General features: G+C 42.6%; 17 protein-coding genes. 5 read left to right on the top strand and 12 right to left on the bottom strand.

Annotated features, from left to right (window positions below):
- Both BA81_RS19490 and BA81_RS17530 read right to left on the bottom strand, forming a co-directional pair.
- A partial coding sequence (locus BA81_RS19490; RefSeq protein ID WP_218012064.1) for a T7SS effector LXG polymorphic toxin occupies window positions 1–199 on the bottom strand: 199 nt, incomplete at its 3' end.
- A 320-nt stretch (window positions 200–519) separates the two neighbouring features.
- A complete protein-coding gene (locus BA81_RS17530; RefSeq protein ID WP_051627375.1) occupies window positions 520–939 on the bottom strand; it encodes a MarR family winged helix-turn-helix transcriptional regulator in 420 nt (139 codons plus the stop codon).
- Window positions 940–1,109: 170 nt separating this feature from the next.
- On the opposite strand from BA81_RS17530, the gene BA81_RS17535 reads away from it, so the two are divergent.
- A complete protein-coding gene (locus BA81_RS17535; protein WP_034283991.1) occupies window positions 1,110–2,630 on the top strand; it encodes an MDR family MFS transporter in 1,521 nt (506 codons plus the stop codon).
- A gap of 38 nt (window positions 2,631–2,668) precedes the next feature.
- On the opposite strand, the gene BA81_RS17540 is transcribed toward BA81_RS17535, so the two are convergent.
- From BA81_RS17540 to BA81_RS17560, 5 genes are all read right to left on the bottom strand, one after another.
- A complete protein-coding gene (locus BA81_RS17540; RefSeq protein WP_034283992.1) occupies window positions 2,669–3,538 on the bottom strand; it encodes a class II fructose-bisphosphate aldolase in 870 nt (289 codons plus the stop codon).
- A 2-nt stretch (window positions 3,539–3,540) separates the two neighbouring features.
- Window positions 3,541–3,999 carry a PTS sugar transporter subunit IIA gene (locus BA81_RS17545; protein WP_024427781.1) on the bottom strand — a complete coding sequence of 153 codons (459 nt, stop codon included), beginning with the start codon at window positions 3,997–3,999 and terminating at the stop codon, window positions 3,541–3,543.
- 15 nt (window positions 4,000–4,014) lie between these two features.
- On the bottom strand, window positions 4,015–5,430 hold the full coding sequence (locus BA81_RS17550; RefSeq protein WP_034283995.1) for a PTS fructose transporter subunit IIC: 1,416 nt from the start codon (window positions 5,428–5,430) through the stop codon (window positions 4,015–4,017).
- A gap of 13 nt (window positions 5,431–5,443) precedes the next feature.
- A complete protein-coding gene (gene pfkB, locus BA81_RS17555; protein WP_034283997.1) occupies window positions 5,444–6,358 on the bottom strand; it encodes a 1-phosphofructokinase in 915 nt (304 codons plus the stop codon).
- A gap of 130 nt (window positions 6,359–6,488) precedes the next feature.
- Complete coding sequence (locus BA81_RS17560) at window positions 6,489–7,265, bottom strand: MurR/RpiR family transcriptional regulator (RefSeq protein ID WP_034284000.1); 777 nt, start codon at window positions 7,263–7,265, stop codon at window positions 6,489–6,491.
- 159 nt (window positions 7,266–7,424) lie between these two features.
- Here BA81_RS17560 and BA81_RS17565 point away from each other — a divergent pair, with 159 nt between their 5' ends.
- Window positions 7,425–8,831: a phospholipase D-like domain-containing protein gene (locus BA81_RS17565; RefSeq protein ID WP_034284002.1), complete on the top strand. Its 1,407-nt coding sequence runs from the start codon at window positions 7,425–7,427 to the stop codon at window positions 8,829–8,831.
- A gap of 8 nt (window positions 8,832–8,839) precedes the next feature.
- Here the strand turns inward: BA81_RS17565 and BA81_RS17570 are convergent, their stop codons facing one another.
- The 3 genes from BA81_RS17570 to BA81_RS17580 are packed head-to-tail and all read right to left on the bottom strand — an operon-like array spanning window position 8,840 to window position 10,466.
- Window positions 8,840–9,325, bottom strand: a complete 486-nt coding sequence (locus BA81_RS17570) for a DMT family transporter (RefSeq protein WP_034284003.1) — start codon at window positions 9,323–9,325, stop codon at window positions 8,840–8,842.
- 21 nt (window positions 9,326–9,346) lie between these two features.
- The gene (locus BA81_RS17575; RefSeq protein WP_034284006.1) at window positions 9,347–10,027 is read right to left on the bottom strand and encodes a Crp/Fnr family transcriptional regulator; all 681 of its coding nucleotides are present in this window, start codon (window positions 10,025–10,027) and stop codon (window positions 9,347–9,349) included.
- A gap of 13 nt (window positions 10,028–10,040) precedes the next feature.
- The gene (locus tag BA81_RS17580) at window positions 10,041–10,466 is read right to left on the bottom strand and encodes a DMT family transporter (protein WP_034284059.1); all 426 of its coding nucleotides are present in this window, start codon (window positions 10,464–10,466) and stop codon (window positions 10,041–10,043) included.
- 212 nt (window positions 10,467–10,678) lie between these two features.
- Between BA81_RS17580 and BA81_RS17585 the strand changes: the two genes are divergently transcribed.
- Window positions 10,679–12,106, top strand: coding sequence for an aldehyde dehydrogenase family protein (locus BA81_RS17585; RefSeq protein WP_034284008.1), 1,428 nt, complete (start codon window positions 10,679–10,681; stop codon window positions 12,104–12,106).
- Window positions 12,107–12,175: 69 nt separating this feature from the next.
- Here the strand turns inward: BA81_RS17585 and BA81_RS17590 are convergent, their stop codons facing one another.
- Complete coding sequence (locus BA81_RS17590; protein WP_227001733.1) at window positions 12,176–12,574, bottom strand: DUF3221 domain-containing protein; 399 nt, start codon at window positions 12,572–12,574, stop codon at window positions 12,176–12,178.
- Between the two features lie 260 nt (window positions 12,575–12,834).
- Here BA81_RS17590 and BA81_RS17595 point away from each other — a divergent pair, with 260 nt between their 5' ends.
- Window positions 12,835–14,655 carry an assimilatory sulfite reductase (NADPH) flavoprotein subunit gene (locus BA81_RS17595; RefSeq protein ID WP_034284011.1) on the top strand — a complete coding sequence of 607 codons (1,821 nt, stop codon included), beginning with the start codon at window positions 12,835–12,837 and terminating at the stop codon, window positions 14,653–14,655.
- 33 nt (window positions 14,656–14,688) lie between these two features.
- Entirely contained in the window at window positions 14,689–16,407 is a 1,719-nt protein-coding gene (gene cysI, locus BA81_RS17600; RefSeq protein ID WP_034284013.1) for an assimilatory sulfite reductase (NADPH) hemoprotein subunit, read from the top strand.
- 28 nt (window positions 16,408–16,435) lie between these two features.
- Here cysI and BA81_RS17605 read toward each other — a convergent pair whose 3' ends face one another.
- Window positions 16,436–18,370 (bottom strand): AMP-binding protein, encoded by a 1,935-nt coding sequence (locus tag BA81_RS17605; protein WP_034284015.1) that lies wholly within the window; start codon window positions 18,368–18,370, stop codon window positions 16,436–16,438.
- Between the last annotated feature and the right edge of the window lie 7 nt (window positions 18,371–18,377).

Raw genomic sequence — 18,377 nt, forward strand, 5'->3', positions numbered from 1 at the left:
ACATGTCTACATTTCCAGCGAGCTCTTTATAAAAGCTTTTAATGTTATCGGCACCTTTCCCAGTAAAATCATCACCGAGATTGGCCACACCTTGTAATGCCTTTTTTAAATCTATCATTTGTTCGCGGAGTTCCTGATAGTGTTTTGCCCTTGTGTCCATGGCACTGGTTAGTGCTTTTGCATCAAGTATCTTACCCAGAAGAATTCACTCCTTCCTATTCATTGACAAGGTCAATTTTACCAATAAAAATTTTGTCATTAAATAGGAATATTGATACAAAAAACAGTACTTATTATATAAATGGACAATGTTTCAATAGAATACTTTAGCTCCACTTTTGTCAGTAATAATTATGATGCGATATTTAGAACATCTTTTAAATAAATATTTTTTTAAGCTACTTCATTATAAAATTGTTATAGAGCACTTCCATGGTAAGGAAGATGTCACTAGTCGAGGCAATCCCTACATGAATTAGGAATGCACTTAGAAAAAGCACACCCGCATCAGTGTACTTTTTACGATTTAGACTTCAGCAATTGCAGCTCTTGCTCCATGATATCTGCTGCTTCAGTTATAAATTGAATAATTAAATCTAATTCTTCTGCTTTGTATTCGTTTGTAAGCTGTTTAGTTGATGCTGATAAGGATTGGAAAAGTTCTTTCACTTGTGATTTTCCTGCTGTTAGTGGGACAATGATGACTCTTCGTTTGTCCTTTGGGTCTTTTTCTCTTTTGGCGTAGCCCGCTTTGACAAGGCGGTCAATAAGAGCTGTGACCGCACCTGAGCTAAGACCTGTTTTTTCACTTAATTCTCCTGCTGTGAGAGGACCGAGTTCGTTTAATAAATCGGCGGATTTGAGATCTGTTGGAAAAAGGCCGAGCGATTGAGCGGCCGCTTGGTGGAACAAGACGGTTCGTGTGGCGAGGCGCCTCATTGTATGGATGATCTGGGCTGCTCTGTCTTCAGCCTCGTTCTTTATTGACAACTTGTTCTCCTCCCTTTAAAATCAATTTATCTTGATCATCAAGATAAATGTTCTCTTACTTTATGGTTAAGTTGATCATAGCAAAAATAATGAGAGAACGTAAGCAGGAGGTAAATGAAATGAATCATGTGGATAAAGGCAAGGCATCCACTCGCTTTGTTGTCATCGGTTTGCTGTTAGGGATTTTTATGGCAGCGATGGACAATACCATTGTTGCAACAGCAATGGGAAGCATCGTAGCAGATTTAGGCAGTTTTGATAAATTTGCTTGGGTGACGGCTTCTTATATGGTGGCAGTGATGGCGGGAATGCCGATTTACGGAAAGCTTTCTGATATGTATGGTCGAAAGCGTTTTTTTCTGTTTGGACTTATTTTCTTTTTAATTGGATCAGCGCTGTGCGGTATCGCGCAAACGATGGATCAGCTCATTATTTACCGAGCCATTCAAGGGCTTGGGGGCGGTGCACTTCTTCCGATCGCATTTACGATTATCTTTGACATCTTCCCGCCTGAAAAGCGCGGAAAAATGTCTGGTATGTTTGGAGCAGTCTTTGGTTTATCAAGTGTACTCGGACCGCTTTTAGGTGCTATTATTACGGATTCGATCGGCTGGCATTGGGTTTTCTATATTAATGTGCCAATTGGTATTGTCAGTGTCTTCTTGATCGCCAGATACTATCAGGAATCGCTTGAACATCGTAAGCAGAAAATCGACTGGTCAGGTGCTATTACACTTGTCGTTGCGGTTGTCAGCTTAATGTTCGCGCTTGAGCTTGGCGGTAAATCTTATGCTTGGGATTCGGTGCAAATCCTCACACTTTTTGCTGTGTTTCTTGTGTTCGGTACGATCTTCTTTATTGTTGAGCGTAAGGCTGAGGAGCCGATTATCTCATTTTGGATGTTTAAAAATCGATTATTTGCAACATCTCAAATTTTGGCGTTTTTATATGGCGGGACATTTATTATTCTTGCTGTCTTTATCCCTATTTTCGTGCAGGCTGTGTACGGTGAATCTGCAACAAGTGCAGGGTTCATTTTAACACCGATGATGATTGGATCAGTCATTGGCAGTATGATTGGCGGAACGATGCAGACGAAAGTGCCTTTCAGACGTCTTATGACTATTTCTGTCATTTCATTTTTCGCTGGGATGCTGCTGCTTGCCAATATGTCACCAGATACAGCAAGACTGTGGCTCACACTCTTTATGATGATATCAGGCTTTGGCGTCGGGTTCAGCTTCTCCCTGCTGCCGTCAGCTTCAATGAATGATCTTGAGCCGCGCTACCGAGGCAGTGCAAACTCGACCAATTCATTTATGAGATCACTTGGAATGACGCTCGGTGTAACGATTTTCGGGACGATTCAAACCAATGTGCTGACAAATCGTTTAGCTGATGCCTTTAGCGGAATGAAAGGAGCCCCTTCTCAAATAAGCGATCCACAGGCTATTTTCCAAGAAGGTGCCCGCTCACAAATTCCGACTGATATTTTAAATAAAGTCATCGATGCGATGTCACAAAGTATTACGTACGTATTTATGCTTGCATTATTCCCGATTGCACTTGCGGCGATTACGGTCGTATTTATGGGAAATGCACGGGTACGCACATCTAATGAAATGAAGGAAAACGAATAAAGGGAAAAAGCAGAGCGATAGCAGCTCTGCTTTTTTTCTTATTGATATAACGGAAGGGCTTTGCCCTCACTGCCAACGATTCGTATTTTCGATTGGACCATGTCTTTTGCTGCTTGTTTTGCTTTTTGTAAATACATACGCGGATCTAAGCTTTCAGGTTCGTTTGAGAAATGATCACGTATTGCTTCGGAATACGCATTTTTCAGTTCAGTTGAGACATTCACCTTTGCCATACCAAGTGCAACGCATCGCTTGACATCCTCATCTGGTACAGCGGAACCACCGTGCAGGACAAGTGGTACATCGACAAGCGCTGCAATTTGTTCAATGCGGGCAAAGTCAATATCCGGCACCCCTTTATAAATGCCATGGGCAGTACCAATCGCAGGCGCTAAAGTAGGCACCCCAGTTTCTTCTACAAATTGGCGGCATTCTGATGGAACGGCTTTTTCAGCATCCTTTTCGTCGACGACGATATCATCTTCTACGCCGCCTACCTTGCCTAGCTCTGCTTCGACATTTACACCGACTTTTATGGCAAGATCTACGACTTCTTTTGTGCGGCGTACATTTTCTTCATATGAGTGCATAGATGCATCGATCATAACGGATGTATATCCAGCCCTGATACAGGTGAGAATCACATCAAAGTCTGTGCAGTGATCCAGGTGAAGACCGATTGGGATTTGATATTGATCAGCCGCCGCCTTCACTGTATCTGCAATCGCTTTTGCTCCAAGAGATTGAACCGTTCCAACCGTTGTTTGCAAAATCACAGGTGACTTTAATTCTGCAGCAGTTTCGAGCACCCAATAGATACTGTCAAAGGAGTGTACATTGAATGCCACAATTCCGTATTTTTCTTTTTTCGCAGCCTCAAGCATTGGTGTTGTTGAAAGTAAAGGCATGATCAAACATCCTCTCTAGTTAAAATATCCGTTTCTAATACAGCAAGCATGTCTTCATTTGTTCTTGTTTCCAGCAGTTTTTGACGTTTCGTTTCATCCATTAAGCCTCGTGAAAGGGCTGAAAGTGCTTTTAAATGAGTCGTCCCTGCCTCACTTTTAGGGATCAGTAAGGATAAGAAGAAAAAGCAAGGCTTCCCATCAAAAGCGTCCCATTCAATTCCTGTTTCCGTGCGGACGATCACAAGTGCTGGTTTCGTGATGGCTTCTGTTTGTGTATGCGGAATGGCAAATCCATCTTGAAATCCGGTTGTACTAAGTGCTTCCCTTTCCGCTAAGCCTTTTTTGACATCCTCTGGTGAGGTGCAAATACCTGCTTTATAGGCAATGTCTGCAATGGCTGCGAACACGCCAGCCTGTGAAGAAGCTGTTTCGTGAAGATTCATATAGATATGTTCCATCATTTCTCTTCCTCCCTTTTAAACTGCTGGTTTGTCTATTTTTTTACGGTAAAGTCCGTAGAGAATCGCACCTACGAGTGATCCGATTAGTATGGAAAGCACCCATTGGAATGCACCTGTGACAACTGGGAGGACAAGGAACCCGCCATGTGGAGCTGGAACCTGTACGCCAAAGAGATACGTCAATATAGCAGAGATAGCCGAGCCAAACATGATAATTGGCAGGACAACAACCGGGTTTTTGGCCGCAAATGGGATGGCTCCTTCTGTAATATGTGTCGCTCCTAGAATATAGTTGATTGCCCCTGCATTTCGTTCTTGTGGCGTGAAATGTTTTCGGAAAATCGTTGTAGCAATCGCAATGATAAGCGGCGGTGTGATACATGCTGCTGACACACCTGCCATGAAGTAAAGGTTACCTTCTGCAAGTAAAGCCGTTCCTGTGACATAGGCTGCTTTGTTAAAAGGTCCTCCCATATCAAATCCACACATCGCTCCAACAATTAAGCCTAAAAGCAGAGGGTTTGTGGATTGTACAGATGAGAGAAAATCCATTAAGGAATTATTTAGCCCTGTGATTGGAACTAACAGCGGGGTCATGACAGCCCCGATTAAGAAAATACCGATGACAGGATAGATGAAGATCGATTTTAATCCATCAAGTGATGCTGGTAGTTTTTGAAGCAAGAATTGAAGCAATAAAATGATATAACCTGCTGCAAAACCTGCGATAATACCGCCTAAGAAACCAGCACCTCCATCATTTGCAAGGAGACCCCCTATAAATCCAACGACCATCCCTGGGCGTCTTGCGATTGAATCAGCAATAAATGCTGCTAAAATTGGCACCATTAAGCTGAAGCCAAGTCCGCCAATGCTTTTCAAATAGGCAGCAAACGGATGATACGTTTCGTGCTTAGGATCAGCAGAGTAGATACCAAATAAGAAAGAAAGGGCAATTAAGACCCCGCCTCCAACGACAAATGGCAGCATGTGTGATACACCATTCATTAAGTGCTTATAGATGGTGTGTATCCATTTATTTGCCGACTTTTGTTGAGAGGATGAAGGAGCAGATGGTTTTTCTGTTCCAGAAGCTCTTCCTTTCACTTGATGAACGGGAGCATCTCCATTTATAATGCTTTGGATCAGCTCAGCCGGCGTGCGAATGCCTTTGGCTACAGGCACTTCAATGAGTGGTTTGCCGTGAAAACGATCTGTATTTACATCTTTGTCAGCTGCCACAATGACCCCATCTGCTTCCATAATGTCTTGATCAGTTAAAGCGTTTTCAATTCCCACTTGACCATGCGTTTCGACTTTAATGTCGACCCCTAGCTGCTCAGCAGCGATTTTTAATGCTTCAGCTGCCATAAATGTGTGTGCAATACCTGTTGGACAGCCGGTTGCAGCGACAATTTTTTTACGGCTCATGTGTTATTCCCCCTTATATCTTCTGAATGTGTACTTGCTCAATCAATGAATCAATATCATGTAAATCACTTAAGCCTTTTGAAAATGCAGTGGATGCTCCCGTTGCAATCCCGTAGCGTAAGCACTCTTCAGGTAAGTGTCCTTCAAGGTGTTTACTAAGAAAAGCTGCGAGCATCGCATCTCCAGAACAAGCTGTGTTTACGACAGTGCCTGTTGGTGCGTTTCCTTTAAACACTGCGCCCTTCGTAATGAATAAAGCCCCTTCCTCGCCTCGGGAAATAAGCACTTGCTCTGCACCCATCTCAATGAGCTTTTCTCCTGATTGAATGAGTTCTTTTTCTGACAAAGGATGTGTTTTGCCGAAAAAAGCAGCAATTTCTTCTTCATTCGGTTTTAGTAAATACGGCTTGTATTGAAGCGTCTCAAGAACTGCTGCTGAGCTTGTGTCTAAAATAAACTTGACCTTCTGTTGATGGCAAATAGCTGCTACTTCTGAAAAAATGCTGGCAGGAACGCCTTTTGGCAGACTGCCTGACATGATGAGGATGCCTCCCTGCGGGATAGCCGCAATTTTCTCACGAAAGGCGTGAAGCGCTTTTTCTTCAATTGCAGGGCCCTGATTCACGAGCTTGTATTCTTCTGTCGTATTGATAAAAACATTAATTCGTGTGATTCCTTCAACCGAGATAAAATCGGTCTGAATGGAGAGATCCTTTAAAGATTGTTCAATATAAGAGCCTGAAAACCCAGCGATAAATCCTAATGCAGTGCTGGTGAAGCCATATTTCTTTAGCATAATTGACACGTTCACGCCTTTTCCATTCGGCTGATAATCTTCATCTTCCGTCCGGTTGACTGCATTTGCCCGCATTTCTTTTAATGCAATATATAGGTCAATAGCAGGATTTAAGGTGCATGTATAAATCAATTGGTTTCACCTTCTTTCTTTTCTCTAAAGAAAGTATCTCATACGATTCAGTGAAAATGTTTTCAGAATGTGTAAAGGTTTTCATGAGAAAAAGCCTTCCAGATCAAAGTCTCGAAGGCTTTCTTATTGGTTATTTCATTCGGATCACATAAGCATCAAGTAAAATGCGGGCAATGACATGAAGAGACAGGCGGGACCTCACTTCATAATCTGGGAAGAAAGATTGTTCCCCTTTATATCCGACTAGTGTCATATCTGATATTTTGCTTAATGTAGAATCTATTCTTGTCGTAAGCGTAATAGTTGTGACTTGCTTCATGCTGAGGTTTTGACATGCTTCAACAAGCTCAGCTGTTTCGCCATTTAATGAAACAAAGATGGCAAGCTCACTTTTATCAATGTCTCGCGATTTCAGCCGAATGATATTCGGATCGTCGTGTACTTCACATGTTTTCCCGATGAGCTGTAATTTGATGGTCATCTCTTTGGCGATCATCTCTGAGAAGCCCCTGCCGAAAATATAAATTTTGTCTGCATTATGTATTTTTTGAACGGCATCTTCAATTTGTCCAATACTTTGCAGCTGTATCGTTTTTAAAACCTCTTCTTCATTTTTCCGAATTGCTAGTTTGATGTCTTCATCAATATTTTTGAGCTGGTCGCTTGCATCTGTCATTTTCTTTTCTTGTTTCAATCGATATTTAAAGGATGTATAGCCGTTATAGCCAATTTTTTTCATCAGCCTGACTATCGTGGCCGTTGAAACATTGGCTCTTTCGCTTAAAGTGACAATGGATAAGGTGGAGATATCCTCTAAATGCTGGTGAATATAATTGAGTAAATATCGTTCTGTTTCACTTAACGTTTGATATACATCACTTGGGATGTTAAATAATGATTCATTCAATTCGATTCCCCCTTATTCATTTCATACTATAATTAAATGCCCAATAAAAACAAGATGATTCTTTTGTCATGTATTTAGATAAAAGGCGAAAATGAGTGAAATTTTATTTTTGACATAAACTAAGGAAAAGTTGTGTCTATGTGAAAGGAGCTGATCCGTATGCTTCATCTTTTGTTTTTTCTGATCCTTCTCTATGTCGTTTATGTCTTTTTGACCGCATTTGTTTTGTTTTATTTACCGATCCAAAAAACATGCAAAGAACATTGTATCTATAAAGCCTCTTCGATCTCAGGAGACGATCAGGGCACAAATCAAGTGATGCTTCTTGACGATGGATTTGAGTCTGGTCAGGTCAGAATCCAAATGATTCGTGAGTCAAAGAGGATGATCCGCCTTAGTTATTATTCCATTCAAAAGGGAAAAACAGCCGAATGGGTACTAGGTGCTTTAATTGAAGCTGCTGATCGAGGGGTGAAAGTTCAGCTGCTTTTAGACGGCATCTGCCACAGTTTGCGTGGACCGCTGAAGCATTTACGATATGCCGTGGCAAATCACCCGAACATGGCCATTCGTTTTTATGAGCCCTTTCGGTTATTTAAGCCATGGACGTGGCATAACCGCCTTCATGATAAGCTGCTGCTGGCAGATGGCCGAGTGGCTGTGATGGGCGGAAGAAATATCGGTGATAAATACTTTGCAGATCAGCCCCCGAAAGATTTTGCATTTGACCGCGATGTGCTGCTTTATAACGACAAAAAAGGAAAAGTATTAGATGAAATGGAGCAATACTTCGTTTATTTATGGAATCATGACTTTACGAAAAGAACAAAAGCTGTGTTCTCCAAACAAAAAGCAAAGAAAGGCTTAAAACTAAGAAAGAAACTGCTTAGATCCTATCAGGAGGCCGTGCATGCGAAAGAACCTTTTGTGATGTCGTCCTTTAATTGGGCAGCAGATGGCACCTCAGTAAAGCAGATTGCATTTTTTACAAATCCTGTGGAGCGCTTCAATAAGCGTCCTCTTGTGCTCAAAAAACTAAACGATCTAGCCCACCGGGCAAAGCGTTCTGTGCTCATACAGACGCCTTATGTCATCCCGACACGACCCATGAAAGACGGCCTCACTCCCTTAGCCAGCGGGATTCAAACGACAGTTGTCACGAATTCTCTTACAGCGACGCCAAATCCGTTAGCTTTTGCAGGTTACTTAAGCACGAAAAAGGAACTGATGAAAACAGGCGTTCATTTGTACGAATATGAAGGCCCGTATTCCATTCATGCGAAATCAATGGTCATTGATGATTATTTAAGTATTATTGGCACATATAATTTAGATGCGAGGTCTAGTTTTTTAAATACAGAGTCAATTTTGGTCATTGATAGTGCCCCTTTTGCGCTATCACTTACTCAGGCAATAGAACGTAAAATTGCCTATAGTATACTTGTCGCGAAGGACAAAACAGCCTATAAAGCGCAGTCCTATGGGCAGAAAAAAAAGCCTTTGATGAAAAGGTTCCTTTTAAATGGTTTATCCGCGATCACTGTTCTATGGCGGCGGTTGATCTAAAGGGCAGCTTACTCTTGTGGCAGCCCTTTTTCTTCTGATTGATCCTCTTCTGCTGACTCCAATTTGGTCAATTTAAACACTAGGATCCCCGCAACAATCACAATGACACCTAATAGTTTTGCGGGAGAAAATTCCACTTTCTCTAACCCAAGCCAGCCAAGCGAATCGAACAAAAGCGCAGAACCGAGCTGTGAAATCAGGACAATCGAGATTCCATAAGTCGGACCAAGACGTTTGATACTTTGAACGAGGCAGATGACCACCCCTACTCCAATGGCTCCGCTCATCCAGTACCACGCTTCCATATGTCTTAATTGAAACATGCCGGTTCCTTCTAGCAAAAGACCCATCAAAAGTGAAGCAATAAAGCCCATACCTAGAACGAGAGTGGTCGTTGACCAAGAGCCTGTCTGCTCATTGACCTTACTGTTAAAAATGGTTTGTAAGCTGACGAGTGCGCCAGCCGTGATGGCTAATCCTATTCCTATGATCATGTCTGAATCCCTTCATTTCTTCTATTCATAAATGTTTCGCTCCGCTATTTCTAAGAGTCCTTCCCGGTCAAGAATCGTAATCTTCCCTCTTCGCCTCTCTATCAGCCCTTTTTCACAAAATTGCTGAATCACCCGGTTAATATGACGGTAGCTTGTACCAATTAAGCTCGCCGCATCAGTAAGACGAAGTGCGCTCGCGCTGTTATCCCCTGTTAACACAGACAATAAGTAGCTTGCAAGCCTGACCTCTACAGGATATAAAAGGTGGAAGCTCAAATCGTTTGATTTCGTATAAAATTTGTTTGTGATGCCCTTTAGTAAAAAGGTTAACACGCGGGGGTCATCCTTTGCATGGCGCATGAGCGCTTGATGAGAAATCCTTAGCATATGTACTTCTGTGACAGCCTCCACTGTATTGACCATCTCAGTCTGCTGAACGTATTCAATATCTCCAATCGCTTCAAGAGGATGTTTAAAACAAAGAATAAAGGTCTTCCCTTCTTTTGTGGTGGTGAAAATCTTTAATTTTCCTTTTACTAACAAGTACAAGTGCTCCCTCTGATCTCCCTTTGAACAAATCAGCTCACCTTGCTCATAGCGCCATAAGCTGACGTGTGATATGAGTTTCTGATGAAAGACGGTTTCTAATTCATGTGCCTTGAGATAAGAGGAAAATAGAGATTCATCATGAAGCTCCTCCATCTGACGTCCTCCTTTATAGCTTTAAAATGATGACGCCTGCGATCATCAATAGAATTCCTGCATAATGCGGCCATTTCATTTTCTTCTTCTGTACACCAAACCATCCTTTTGCATCGATTGCAAAGGTAAATGCAAGCTGTGCAATGAGTAAAGCAGCGATGGTCAGTGTGACACCGATCCTTTGAATTGCAGTGACTTCATTGAAAATAATAATGGCTGCAAATGCGCCTCCAATTAAATACAGTGGCTTCACCTTTCGATATTCCCTGAAGTGTCCGTCACGTACGATCAGTAAAATGATCAGTGCAATAATAAAACCGGTCAGCTGCGTGATGGTTGCCGCCTGCCATGTCCCGATATCCTGGCTGATTCTTGCGTTTGCTACGCCTTGCAGTGTAATACAAGCGCCTCCTAATAAAGCGAAAATAACACCTTTCATTCGTTCAAATGCTCCTTCTTTTTTCAGTCTAGTTCCATTAAATGATAGATGCCCTGATGTTGAAAAGGACATATGTCCCACTTTGCGTATTATATCAGAAACTTTTTCTTTTGCAGTTTCATCGTTTTAGATTTTTCACAGTGGGTACAGTTTTATATCACCTGAAAACAGAATATTGAATGGAATCACATATAAAAAGGAGACATGTCAGAATGAGAAATCAAGAGAAACATTTTATTAACGGAGAATGGATCGCATCAACAGGAAACGAAACGACGGAAGTCATCAATCCTGCTACGGAGGAAGTCATTGGCACCATTAGTTTAGGAACAAAAGAAGATTTAGATAAGGCAGTCAAAGCTGCTCGTGCCGCCTTTCCTTCTTTCTCAAAAACATCTCGAAATGAACGCGTAAAGATGCTGGAAAACATTGTGCGCGGCTACGAAAAGCGTAAGGATGAACTGATAGAAGTCATGACACAAGAGCTTGGTGCACCGCTGAAAGTATCAGAAGAGGTTCATTACAAAATGGGATATGAACATTTTTCTAAAGCAGCGGAAGCACTTAAATCGTATACATTTACTGAGGACCGCGGCGGACACACCATTATAAAAGAAGCGATTGGTGTCAGCGGATTGATTACACCTTGGAATTTCCCAACGAATCAAACATCACTTAAAATTGCGGGTGCCATTGCAGCAGGCTCGCCAGTTGTCTTAAAGCCTGCGGAAATTACACCTTTTGCCGCAATGATTCTTGCAGACATCATTGATGAAGCTGGCGTACCGAAAGGCGTCTTCAACCTAGTAAACGGAACTGGTGATGTCATTGGTGACGGCATTAGCTCCCACCCTGATATTGACTTTGTTTCATTTACGGGATCAGGTGCTGTCGGCTCTAAAATAATGGAAAATGCTGCAGACAATATTAAGAAAGTGGCTCTTGAGCTCGGCGGGAAATCCCCTCTTATCGTCTTAGATGATGCAGATGTGGATGAGGCAGCCGAAACAGCCGTTCATCATATTGCGATGAATACAGGTCAAGTATGTTCCGCAGCTACACGTGTGCTGATTCCTGAATCAATGAAAGACGCATTTGAAAAAGCGCTGCTGAATGCCCTGCCGAAGTTTACAGTTGGTGATCCGAGAGAAGATCACGCCACTGGCCCGCTTGTCTCCAAAAAGCAATGGGATACCGTGCAGTCTTATATTGAAAAAGGAATTGAAGAAGGTGCTCACCTACTTGCTGGGGGAACTGGTAAGCCGGACGGACTAGACAAAGGATATTTCGCCAAGCATACTATCTTCACAAATGTGAAAAATGATATGACCATTGCGCAAGAGGAAATATTCGGACCCGTCATGAGTGTGATCACATATCAGGACCTTGATCATGCCCTTGAGATTGCCAATGATACAGTGTATGGCCTTGCTGGCTATGTGGTTGGAAAAGATGAAAAAACATTAAAATATGTAGCTGAACATATTCGTGCCGGTCAAATTACCATCAACAATGCCGAAACAGATTACTTTGCCCCGTTTGGCGGCTTTAAGCAATCTGGTATTGGAAGAGAATGGGGAGACTTCGGGATCGAGGAATATTTAGAAGTGAAAGCTGTGATGGGACTTCCAACAGCATAATTTGAGAAAGGAGAAAAACCTTAGGGTTTTTCTCCTTTTTCTTGATAGAAAGAATCTGCCCCTGCTCCCCTACTTATCCATCATGATGTGATATTTTTTGACCGTTGCTTTAGGAGGAAACGATTCTTGTAACTCATCAAACCAAACCTCAATCGTTTGACCCTGTGACAGCTGTTTAGAATCTACTTTTGTTAAATCCATAACGATGAGATCATTTTTATACTTTTCAATAAGAAGATGAGTTTTCAATGAATCATCGCTTTTTAGAGGCGTTTTATTGTTAATAAGAAGTAAGTTCGTCTCCCCTTTTCTTAGCAGGATGCCTTTTTTTGAAAAAGGTGCTGTTATTTTATTCTTATTGTCTGAATCCTTTATATTGCCCTTTGGAGAATGGCACGCTACTAATAAAATGAGAAAAATCAAGATGACAAGCCGAAAATATTTTGTGTTTTTAAATTTTAGCTGCATCAACTTTCATACACCCCTTTTCAATTCCTTACGATCGCTTCTTCATTCAAAACGGCTCATTTTTCTAAAGGTGCTTTATCCAGCTAAACGATTCACCTTCATGTTCCTTCACCTTGCAAAGGTATTAGAAATCTTAATCATGACAATCAATATTATATATTTTACTTAATGGCAAACTTTCGGTAAAGTTCAAATTGAACCTATATATATAATTCCTATCGAATTAATCTATGTTTATATTCCTTGTGAGGTGGATATCGTTGCAACTTCATGTATTGAACAGTCCGTTTAGTCAGGAGCAGGCAGAACTGCTTAATCAGCTGCTTCCGACTTTAACAGATCAGCAAAAAATTTGGCTTACCGGTTATTTATCAGCACAGGCAGCTTTAACCGGATTAGAAAATACTGCCCAAACCCCTTCTCCTTCTGCTGCAGCACCAGCGCAGCCTGTCAATAAAGATGTGACCGTGCTTTATGGCTCGCAAACAGGCAATTCTGAAGGGTTAGCAAAAAAGACAGCGCAGCATCTTGAAGAGAAAGGTTTTCAAGTGACGCTCTCTTCTATGTCAGATTTTAAACCAAATAGTCTGAAAAAAATAAACAATTTACTAATTATCGTCAGCACACATGGCGAGGGAGATCCGCCTGATAATGCCCTTTCTTTCCATGAATATGTTCACGGCAGACGGGCACCAAAGCTTGATCATTTAAGCTTTTCTGTCCTATCACTTGGTGACAGCTCTTACGAATTCTTTTGTCAAACAGGTAAAGAATTTGATGAGCGCTTAAAAGAACTTGGCGGAACGCGTCTTTTCGATCGAGTGGACTGTGATCTTGATTATGATGAGCCGTTTTCTGAATGGCTTCAAGGGGTGGCATCTTCACTTAGCGAAGGCGGAGCCGCAGCAGCCCCGCAGGAATCAGCGGAAGCAAACACTCAAACAGCTGCATCTGAATACTCAAGAACAAATCCTTTTTATGCTGAAGTGCTTGAAAATATCAATCTAAATGGTCGCGGTTCTAACAAAGAAACCCGTCATTTGGAGCTTTCTCTTGAAGGATCAGGACTTGTTTATGAGCCGGGTGACAGCCTTGGTATTTATCCAACAAATGATCCAGCCCTTGTTGATGAACTGATCAAGGCATGCGGATGGGATGCAGAGGAAGCCGTAACCGTTCATAAAAACGGCGACACGCTTCCTTTAAAGGAAGCACTCACCTCTCATTTTGAGATTACTGTCTTAACAAAACCTCTTCTTCAAAAGATGGCGTCCTTTACAAAGAGCGAAGCCTTGCAGGCCCTTTTAGAAGAAGGAAACGAAGAAAAGTTAAAAGCATATATAGCAGGAAGAGATTTAGTAGATGCTGCTCGTGATTTCGGTCCTTTTGAAGGAACAGCGGCAGACTTCACTGCCATTTTAAGAAAAATTCCGGCACGCCTTTATTCCATTGCAAGCAGCCTTAAAGCAAATGAAGAAGAAGTTCATTTGACAATCGGTGCTGTGAGATATGATGCTCACGGAAGAGAACGTCAAGGTGTCTGCTCAATCTTATGTGCGGAGCGCTTAGAGCCAGGTGATAAGCTGCCTGTTTATATTCAGCACAATCAAAACTTTAAGCTTCCTGAAAACCCTGATGCACCGATCATTATGGTAGGACCAGGCACAGGCATTGCGCCTTTCCGTTCCTTTATGCAGGAGCGCGAGGAAGTCGGTGCAGACGGAAAGTCATGGTTGTTCTTCGGTGATCAGCACTTTGTGACGGATTTCTTATATCAAACCGAATGGCAAAAGTGGTTAAAAGATGGTGTGTTAACGAAAATGGATGTGGCTTTTTCAAGAGATTCAGAGGAAAAAGTATATGTCCAGCATCAAATGAAGAAACAAAGTAAAGAATTATTCGAATGGCTGGAGCAAGGTGCCTATGTATATGTCTGCGGAGATGAAAAACATATGGCGCATGATGTTCATGATACCCTTCTATCAATCATCCAAGAAGAAGGTGCGATGAGCAAAGAGAAAGCTGAAAGCTATCTAGCCAACTTGCAGCAGCAAAAACGCTATCAGCGTGACGTATATTGATTGAATGCTTGAAAGAAAGGAGCTTTTACTTACATGGTGAAGACAGCATTAACAGCGCCGGATGGACCTCCGAGCGACGTAGAGGAAATCAAAGAAAAAAGTGATTATTTACGGGGTACTTTAAAAGAAGTGATGCTTGATCCGATTTCAGCGGGTATCCCTGATGATGACAACCGCCTGATGAAGCATCACGGCAGTTATTTACAGGATGATCGTGACCTGAGAAATGAACGGCAAAAACAAAAGCTTGAGCCTGCCTATCAATTTATGCTGCGCGTCCGCCTGCCTGGCGGAATCGCTACATCTAAGCAGTGGCTTGTGATGGATGAGCTTGCTCATCAATACGGAAACGGTACGTTAAAGCTGACAACTCGTGAAACCTTTCAGCTTCACGGTATTTTAAAATGGAACATGAAAAAGACCATTCAAGACATTCATTCCACTATGCTTGATACGATCGCTGCTTGCGGCGATGTGAACCGTAATGTCATGTGTACATCAAACCCCTATCAATCAGAAGTACACCATGATGTATACGAGCTCGCCAAAAAATTAAGTGATGACCTGCTTCCGCAAACAAGAGCGTACCATGAAATTTGGCTTGATGAGGAAAAGGTAGCAGCAACGCCTGATACAGAGGTTGAGCCGATGTATGGTCCGCTTTATTTGCCAAGAAAATTCAAGATTGGTGTGGCGGTCCCTCCTGCTAACGATATTGATGTGTTTTCGCAGGATTTAGGCTTCATTGCGATTATTGAAAATGATCAATTAGTCGGTTTTAATGTCGCGATTGGCGGCGGAATGGGCATGACTCATGGTGATACAGCGACCTATCCTCAGCTTGCAAAAGTAATTGGCTTTTGTACACCGGAACAAGTTGTAGAGATTGCCAAACAAGTGATCACCATTCAGCGTGACTATGGAAACCGTTCGGTGAGAAAAAATGCCCGCTTTAAATATACAGTGGACCGCCTCGGTCTTGAGAATGTAAAAGAAGAGCTTGAGCGCCGCCTTGGATTTACCCTATTAGATGCAAGAGATTATCACTTCGATCATAACGGTGACCGCTATGGCTGGGTAAAAGGCATCAATGGCAGATGGCATTATACGATGTTTGTAGAAGGCGGACGCATCACGGATTACGATGACTACCCGCTGATGACAGGCATTCGTGAAATCGCAAAGATTCATACAGGTGACTTCCGCTTAACAGCGAATCAAAATTTGATCATTGGAAACGTCACATCTCACAAAAAGAAACAAATCGAGCAGCTCATTGAGGAGTTTGGTTTGTCAGATGGACAGCAGCACTCTGCACTGCGCCGCAGTTCAATGGCCTGTGTTGCTCTTCCGACATGCGGCTTAGCAATGGCAGAGGCAGAACGCTACCTCCCGCGCTTGATTGACAAAATTGAAGAGATTGTCGAAGAAAATGGCTTAAGTGATAAAGAAATCACGATTCGTATGACTGGATGTCCAAATGGATGCGCCCGTCATGCGCTTGGTGAAATTGGCTTTATCGGGAAATCACCTGGTAAATACAACATGTATCTTGGCGCTGCGTTTGATGGCAGCAGATTAAGTAAACTGTACCGAGAAAATGTAGGAGAAGAAGACATTTTAAACGAGCTTGGCTCTCTTCTCCCCCGCTATGCAAAAGAACGCGAGGAACATGAACATTTCGGTGATTTTGTGATTCGGGCAGGTATTGTAAAAGAAACAACAGATGGCACGAATTTTCATGTGCAATAAAAAAGACAGGATGCTCTCCTGTCTTTTTTTATGGATTTTGTTTTCTTTTCAAGTATTCGCAAATGCTGTTATACACATCAGGATTATTTAGAGACGAAAGATCTGGTGAATGCTGCTGTTCATAAGCTCCTTTTAATAAACGACGGACGATTTTTCCGTTTCTTGTTTTCGGTAAAGCTGAAATGAGATGAATTTCCTTTGGTGTGAGCGCTTTTCCCGCATATGAACCAACATGTATTTTGAGCTCTTGAATGAATGCTGCTTCTTCGAAAGACTGTGAACTTGCCACAATGAAACAAACTAGTGCTTCTCCCTTCACCTCATCCTTTACTCCAATCACAGCAGCCTCATGTACGGCTGGATGCCCGACAAGAATGGATTCAATTTCAGCTGGACCAATGCGTTTACCAGCTGTATTAATGACATCATCCGATCTGCCCGTGATATGGAATGCGCCATCCTCTGATTGCATCACCCAATCACCGTGCGTCCACACCCCATCAAATCGTTTAAAATAGGTGTCTTCATATCGCTTCGGATCTTTCCAAAACCCACATGTCATGCCGACCCACGGCTTTTTCACAACAAGCTCTCCTACTTCATTCAGGACGCTCTCTCCTGCCTCATTATACACATCTGCCGCCATTCCTAAGATTGCCGCATTAAAAAGGATCGGTTTGATTGGGCGAAGCAGCGTACTTCCTACAATTCCGCCAGAAACCTCTGTTCCCCCTGAGTAATTTAAGATCGGAATGTGCTTTTGACCAATTGTGTCAAAAAGCCATTGCCATGGTGCTTCATTCCACGGTTCACCTGTAGATATGATGGCTTTCACGTGCGGCAGCTTAATTTCTGAAAGGTTTTGCTGCATCGCAGATCGAACAAAAGTAGGTGAAAGTCCAAAATGGGTGACTTTTTGATCGTGGATGAATGACCAAATGTGCTGTTCATCTGGATAATCGGGGGCGCCGTCATATAAAACAATTGCAGCTCCATTGATCAAGCCGCCAAAGACGAGAAAGGGACCCATCATCCATCCCATGTCTGTGAGCCAAAACAAACGGTCTCCTTTTGCAACGTCCATACAAAGACCGGCATCAAAAGCTGCTTTTACAGGAAAACCTGCGTGTGTATGGACAGCTCCTTTGGGTGTACCGGTTGTTCCAGAAGTGTATAAGATCATAAGAGGATCTTCATTTGAAAGATAAGTCGTTTCACTCATTGGTTCTTCTTTTAACAAATCGTTGAGCTGAATATCCTCTTTATATCCAGTAGGAGAGGAAGCATGTACAATGACTGTTTGGACAGTCTTGGTTTTGTCGATTGCTTCTGCCGCACATTCACGCATGTTGATCGTCTTTCCCCGGCGCGTCACGCTCGAGCCTGTGACGACAATGGTTGCACCGGAAGCACGAATACGTACGGCTAGAGGCTCGCTTCCATAGCCGGAAAAGACTGGGCTAAAGATGACACCAATCTTTGCAAAGGCAAGCATGACAGCAGCCGTTTCCGGAAGCATCGGCATATAAATGACTGCCACATCCCCTTTTTGAATCCCCTTCTTCAAAAAACCAGCAGCGAGACGATTGACCTTTTCCTGAAGTTCGAGGAACGTCCATCTTCTCTCTTCGCCCGCTTCATTTCTCCAAATCACGGCTGGTTGATGCTGGGTTTCTTCATTCTCTGCCCATTTGTCAACAGCCGTTTCGACCACGTTGAGCCCGCCGCCTTTATACCAATTGGGCCACATGAATGAATCTTGGCCTAATGCGGCTTCATACGGCTCCTTCCACACGATTCCGACCGCCTTTTCGGCTTCTCTCCAAAACCAATCGGTGCGCTCGATACTAGCTTGATAGAACGCATCGTAAGTAGTAAAACCAAGTGAATGCATCCATTTGTAAAGACGTGTTTGTTTCATCATCTGCTTCTCAGGTATCCACGCTGGTTTTAGGTTCATCATGAGGCCG

This window comes from Bacillus safensis FO-36b (assembly GCF_000691165.1).
GTDB classification, from domain to species: domain Bacteria; phylum Bacillota; class Bacilli; order Bacillales; family Bacillaceae; genus Bacillus; species Bacillus safensis.

Excerpts from the sequence above, each read along its gene's own strand:
- BA81_RS17530 (WP_051627375.1), bottom strand. The coding sequence starts at position 939 with ATGAGGCGCCTCGCCACACGAACCGTCTTGTTCCACCAAGCGGCCGCT.
- BA81_RS17535 (WP_034283991.1), top strand. The coding sequence starts at position 1,110 with ATGAATCATGTGGATAAAGGCAAGGCATCCACTCGCTTTGTTGTCATC.
- BA81_RS17540 (WP_034283992.1), bottom strand. The coding sequence starts at position 3,538 with ATGCCTTTACTTTCAACAACACCAATGCTTGAGGCTGCGAAAAAAGAA.
- BA81_RS17545 (WP_024427781.1), bottom strand. The coding sequence starts at position 3,999 with ATGATGGAACATATCTATATGAATCTTCACGAAACAGCTTCTTCACAG.
- BA81_RS17550 (WP_034283995.1), bottom strand. The coding sequence starts at position 5,430 with ATGAGCCGTAAAAAAATTGTCGCTGCAACCGGCTGTCCAACAGGTATT.
- BA81_RS17565 (WP_034284002.1), top strand. The coding sequence starts at position 7,425 with ATGCTTCATCTTTTGTTTTTTCTGATCCTTCTCTATGTCGTTTATGTC.
- BA81_RS17570 (WP_034284003.1), bottom strand. The coding sequence starts at position 9,325 with ATGATCATAGGAATAGGATTAGCCATCACGGCTGGCGCACTCGTCAGC.
- BA81_RS17575 (WP_034284006.1), bottom strand. The coding sequence starts at position 10,027 with ATGGAGGAGCTTCATGATGAATCTCTATTTTCCTCTTATCTCAAGGCA.
- BA81_RS17580 (WP_034284059.1), bottom strand. The coding sequence starts at position 10,466 with ATGAAAGGTGTTATTTTCGCTTTATTAGGAGGCGCTTGTATTACACTG.
- BA81_RS17585 (WP_034284008.1), top strand. The coding sequence starts at position 10,679 with ATGAGAAATCAAGAGAAACATTTTATTAACGGAGAATGGATCGCATCA.
- BA81_RS17590 (WP_227001733.1), bottom strand. The coding sequence starts at position 12,574 with ATGCAGCTAAAATTTAAAAACACAAAATATTTTCGGCTTGTCATCTTG.
- cysI (WP_034284013.1), top strand. The coding sequence starts at position 14,689 with ATGGTGAAGACAGCATTAACAGCGCCGGATGGACCTCCGAGCGACGTA.
- BA81_RS17605 (WP_034284015.1), bottom strand. The coding sequence starts at position 18,370 with ATGATGAACCTAAAACCAGCGTGGATACCTGAGAAGCAGATGATGAAA.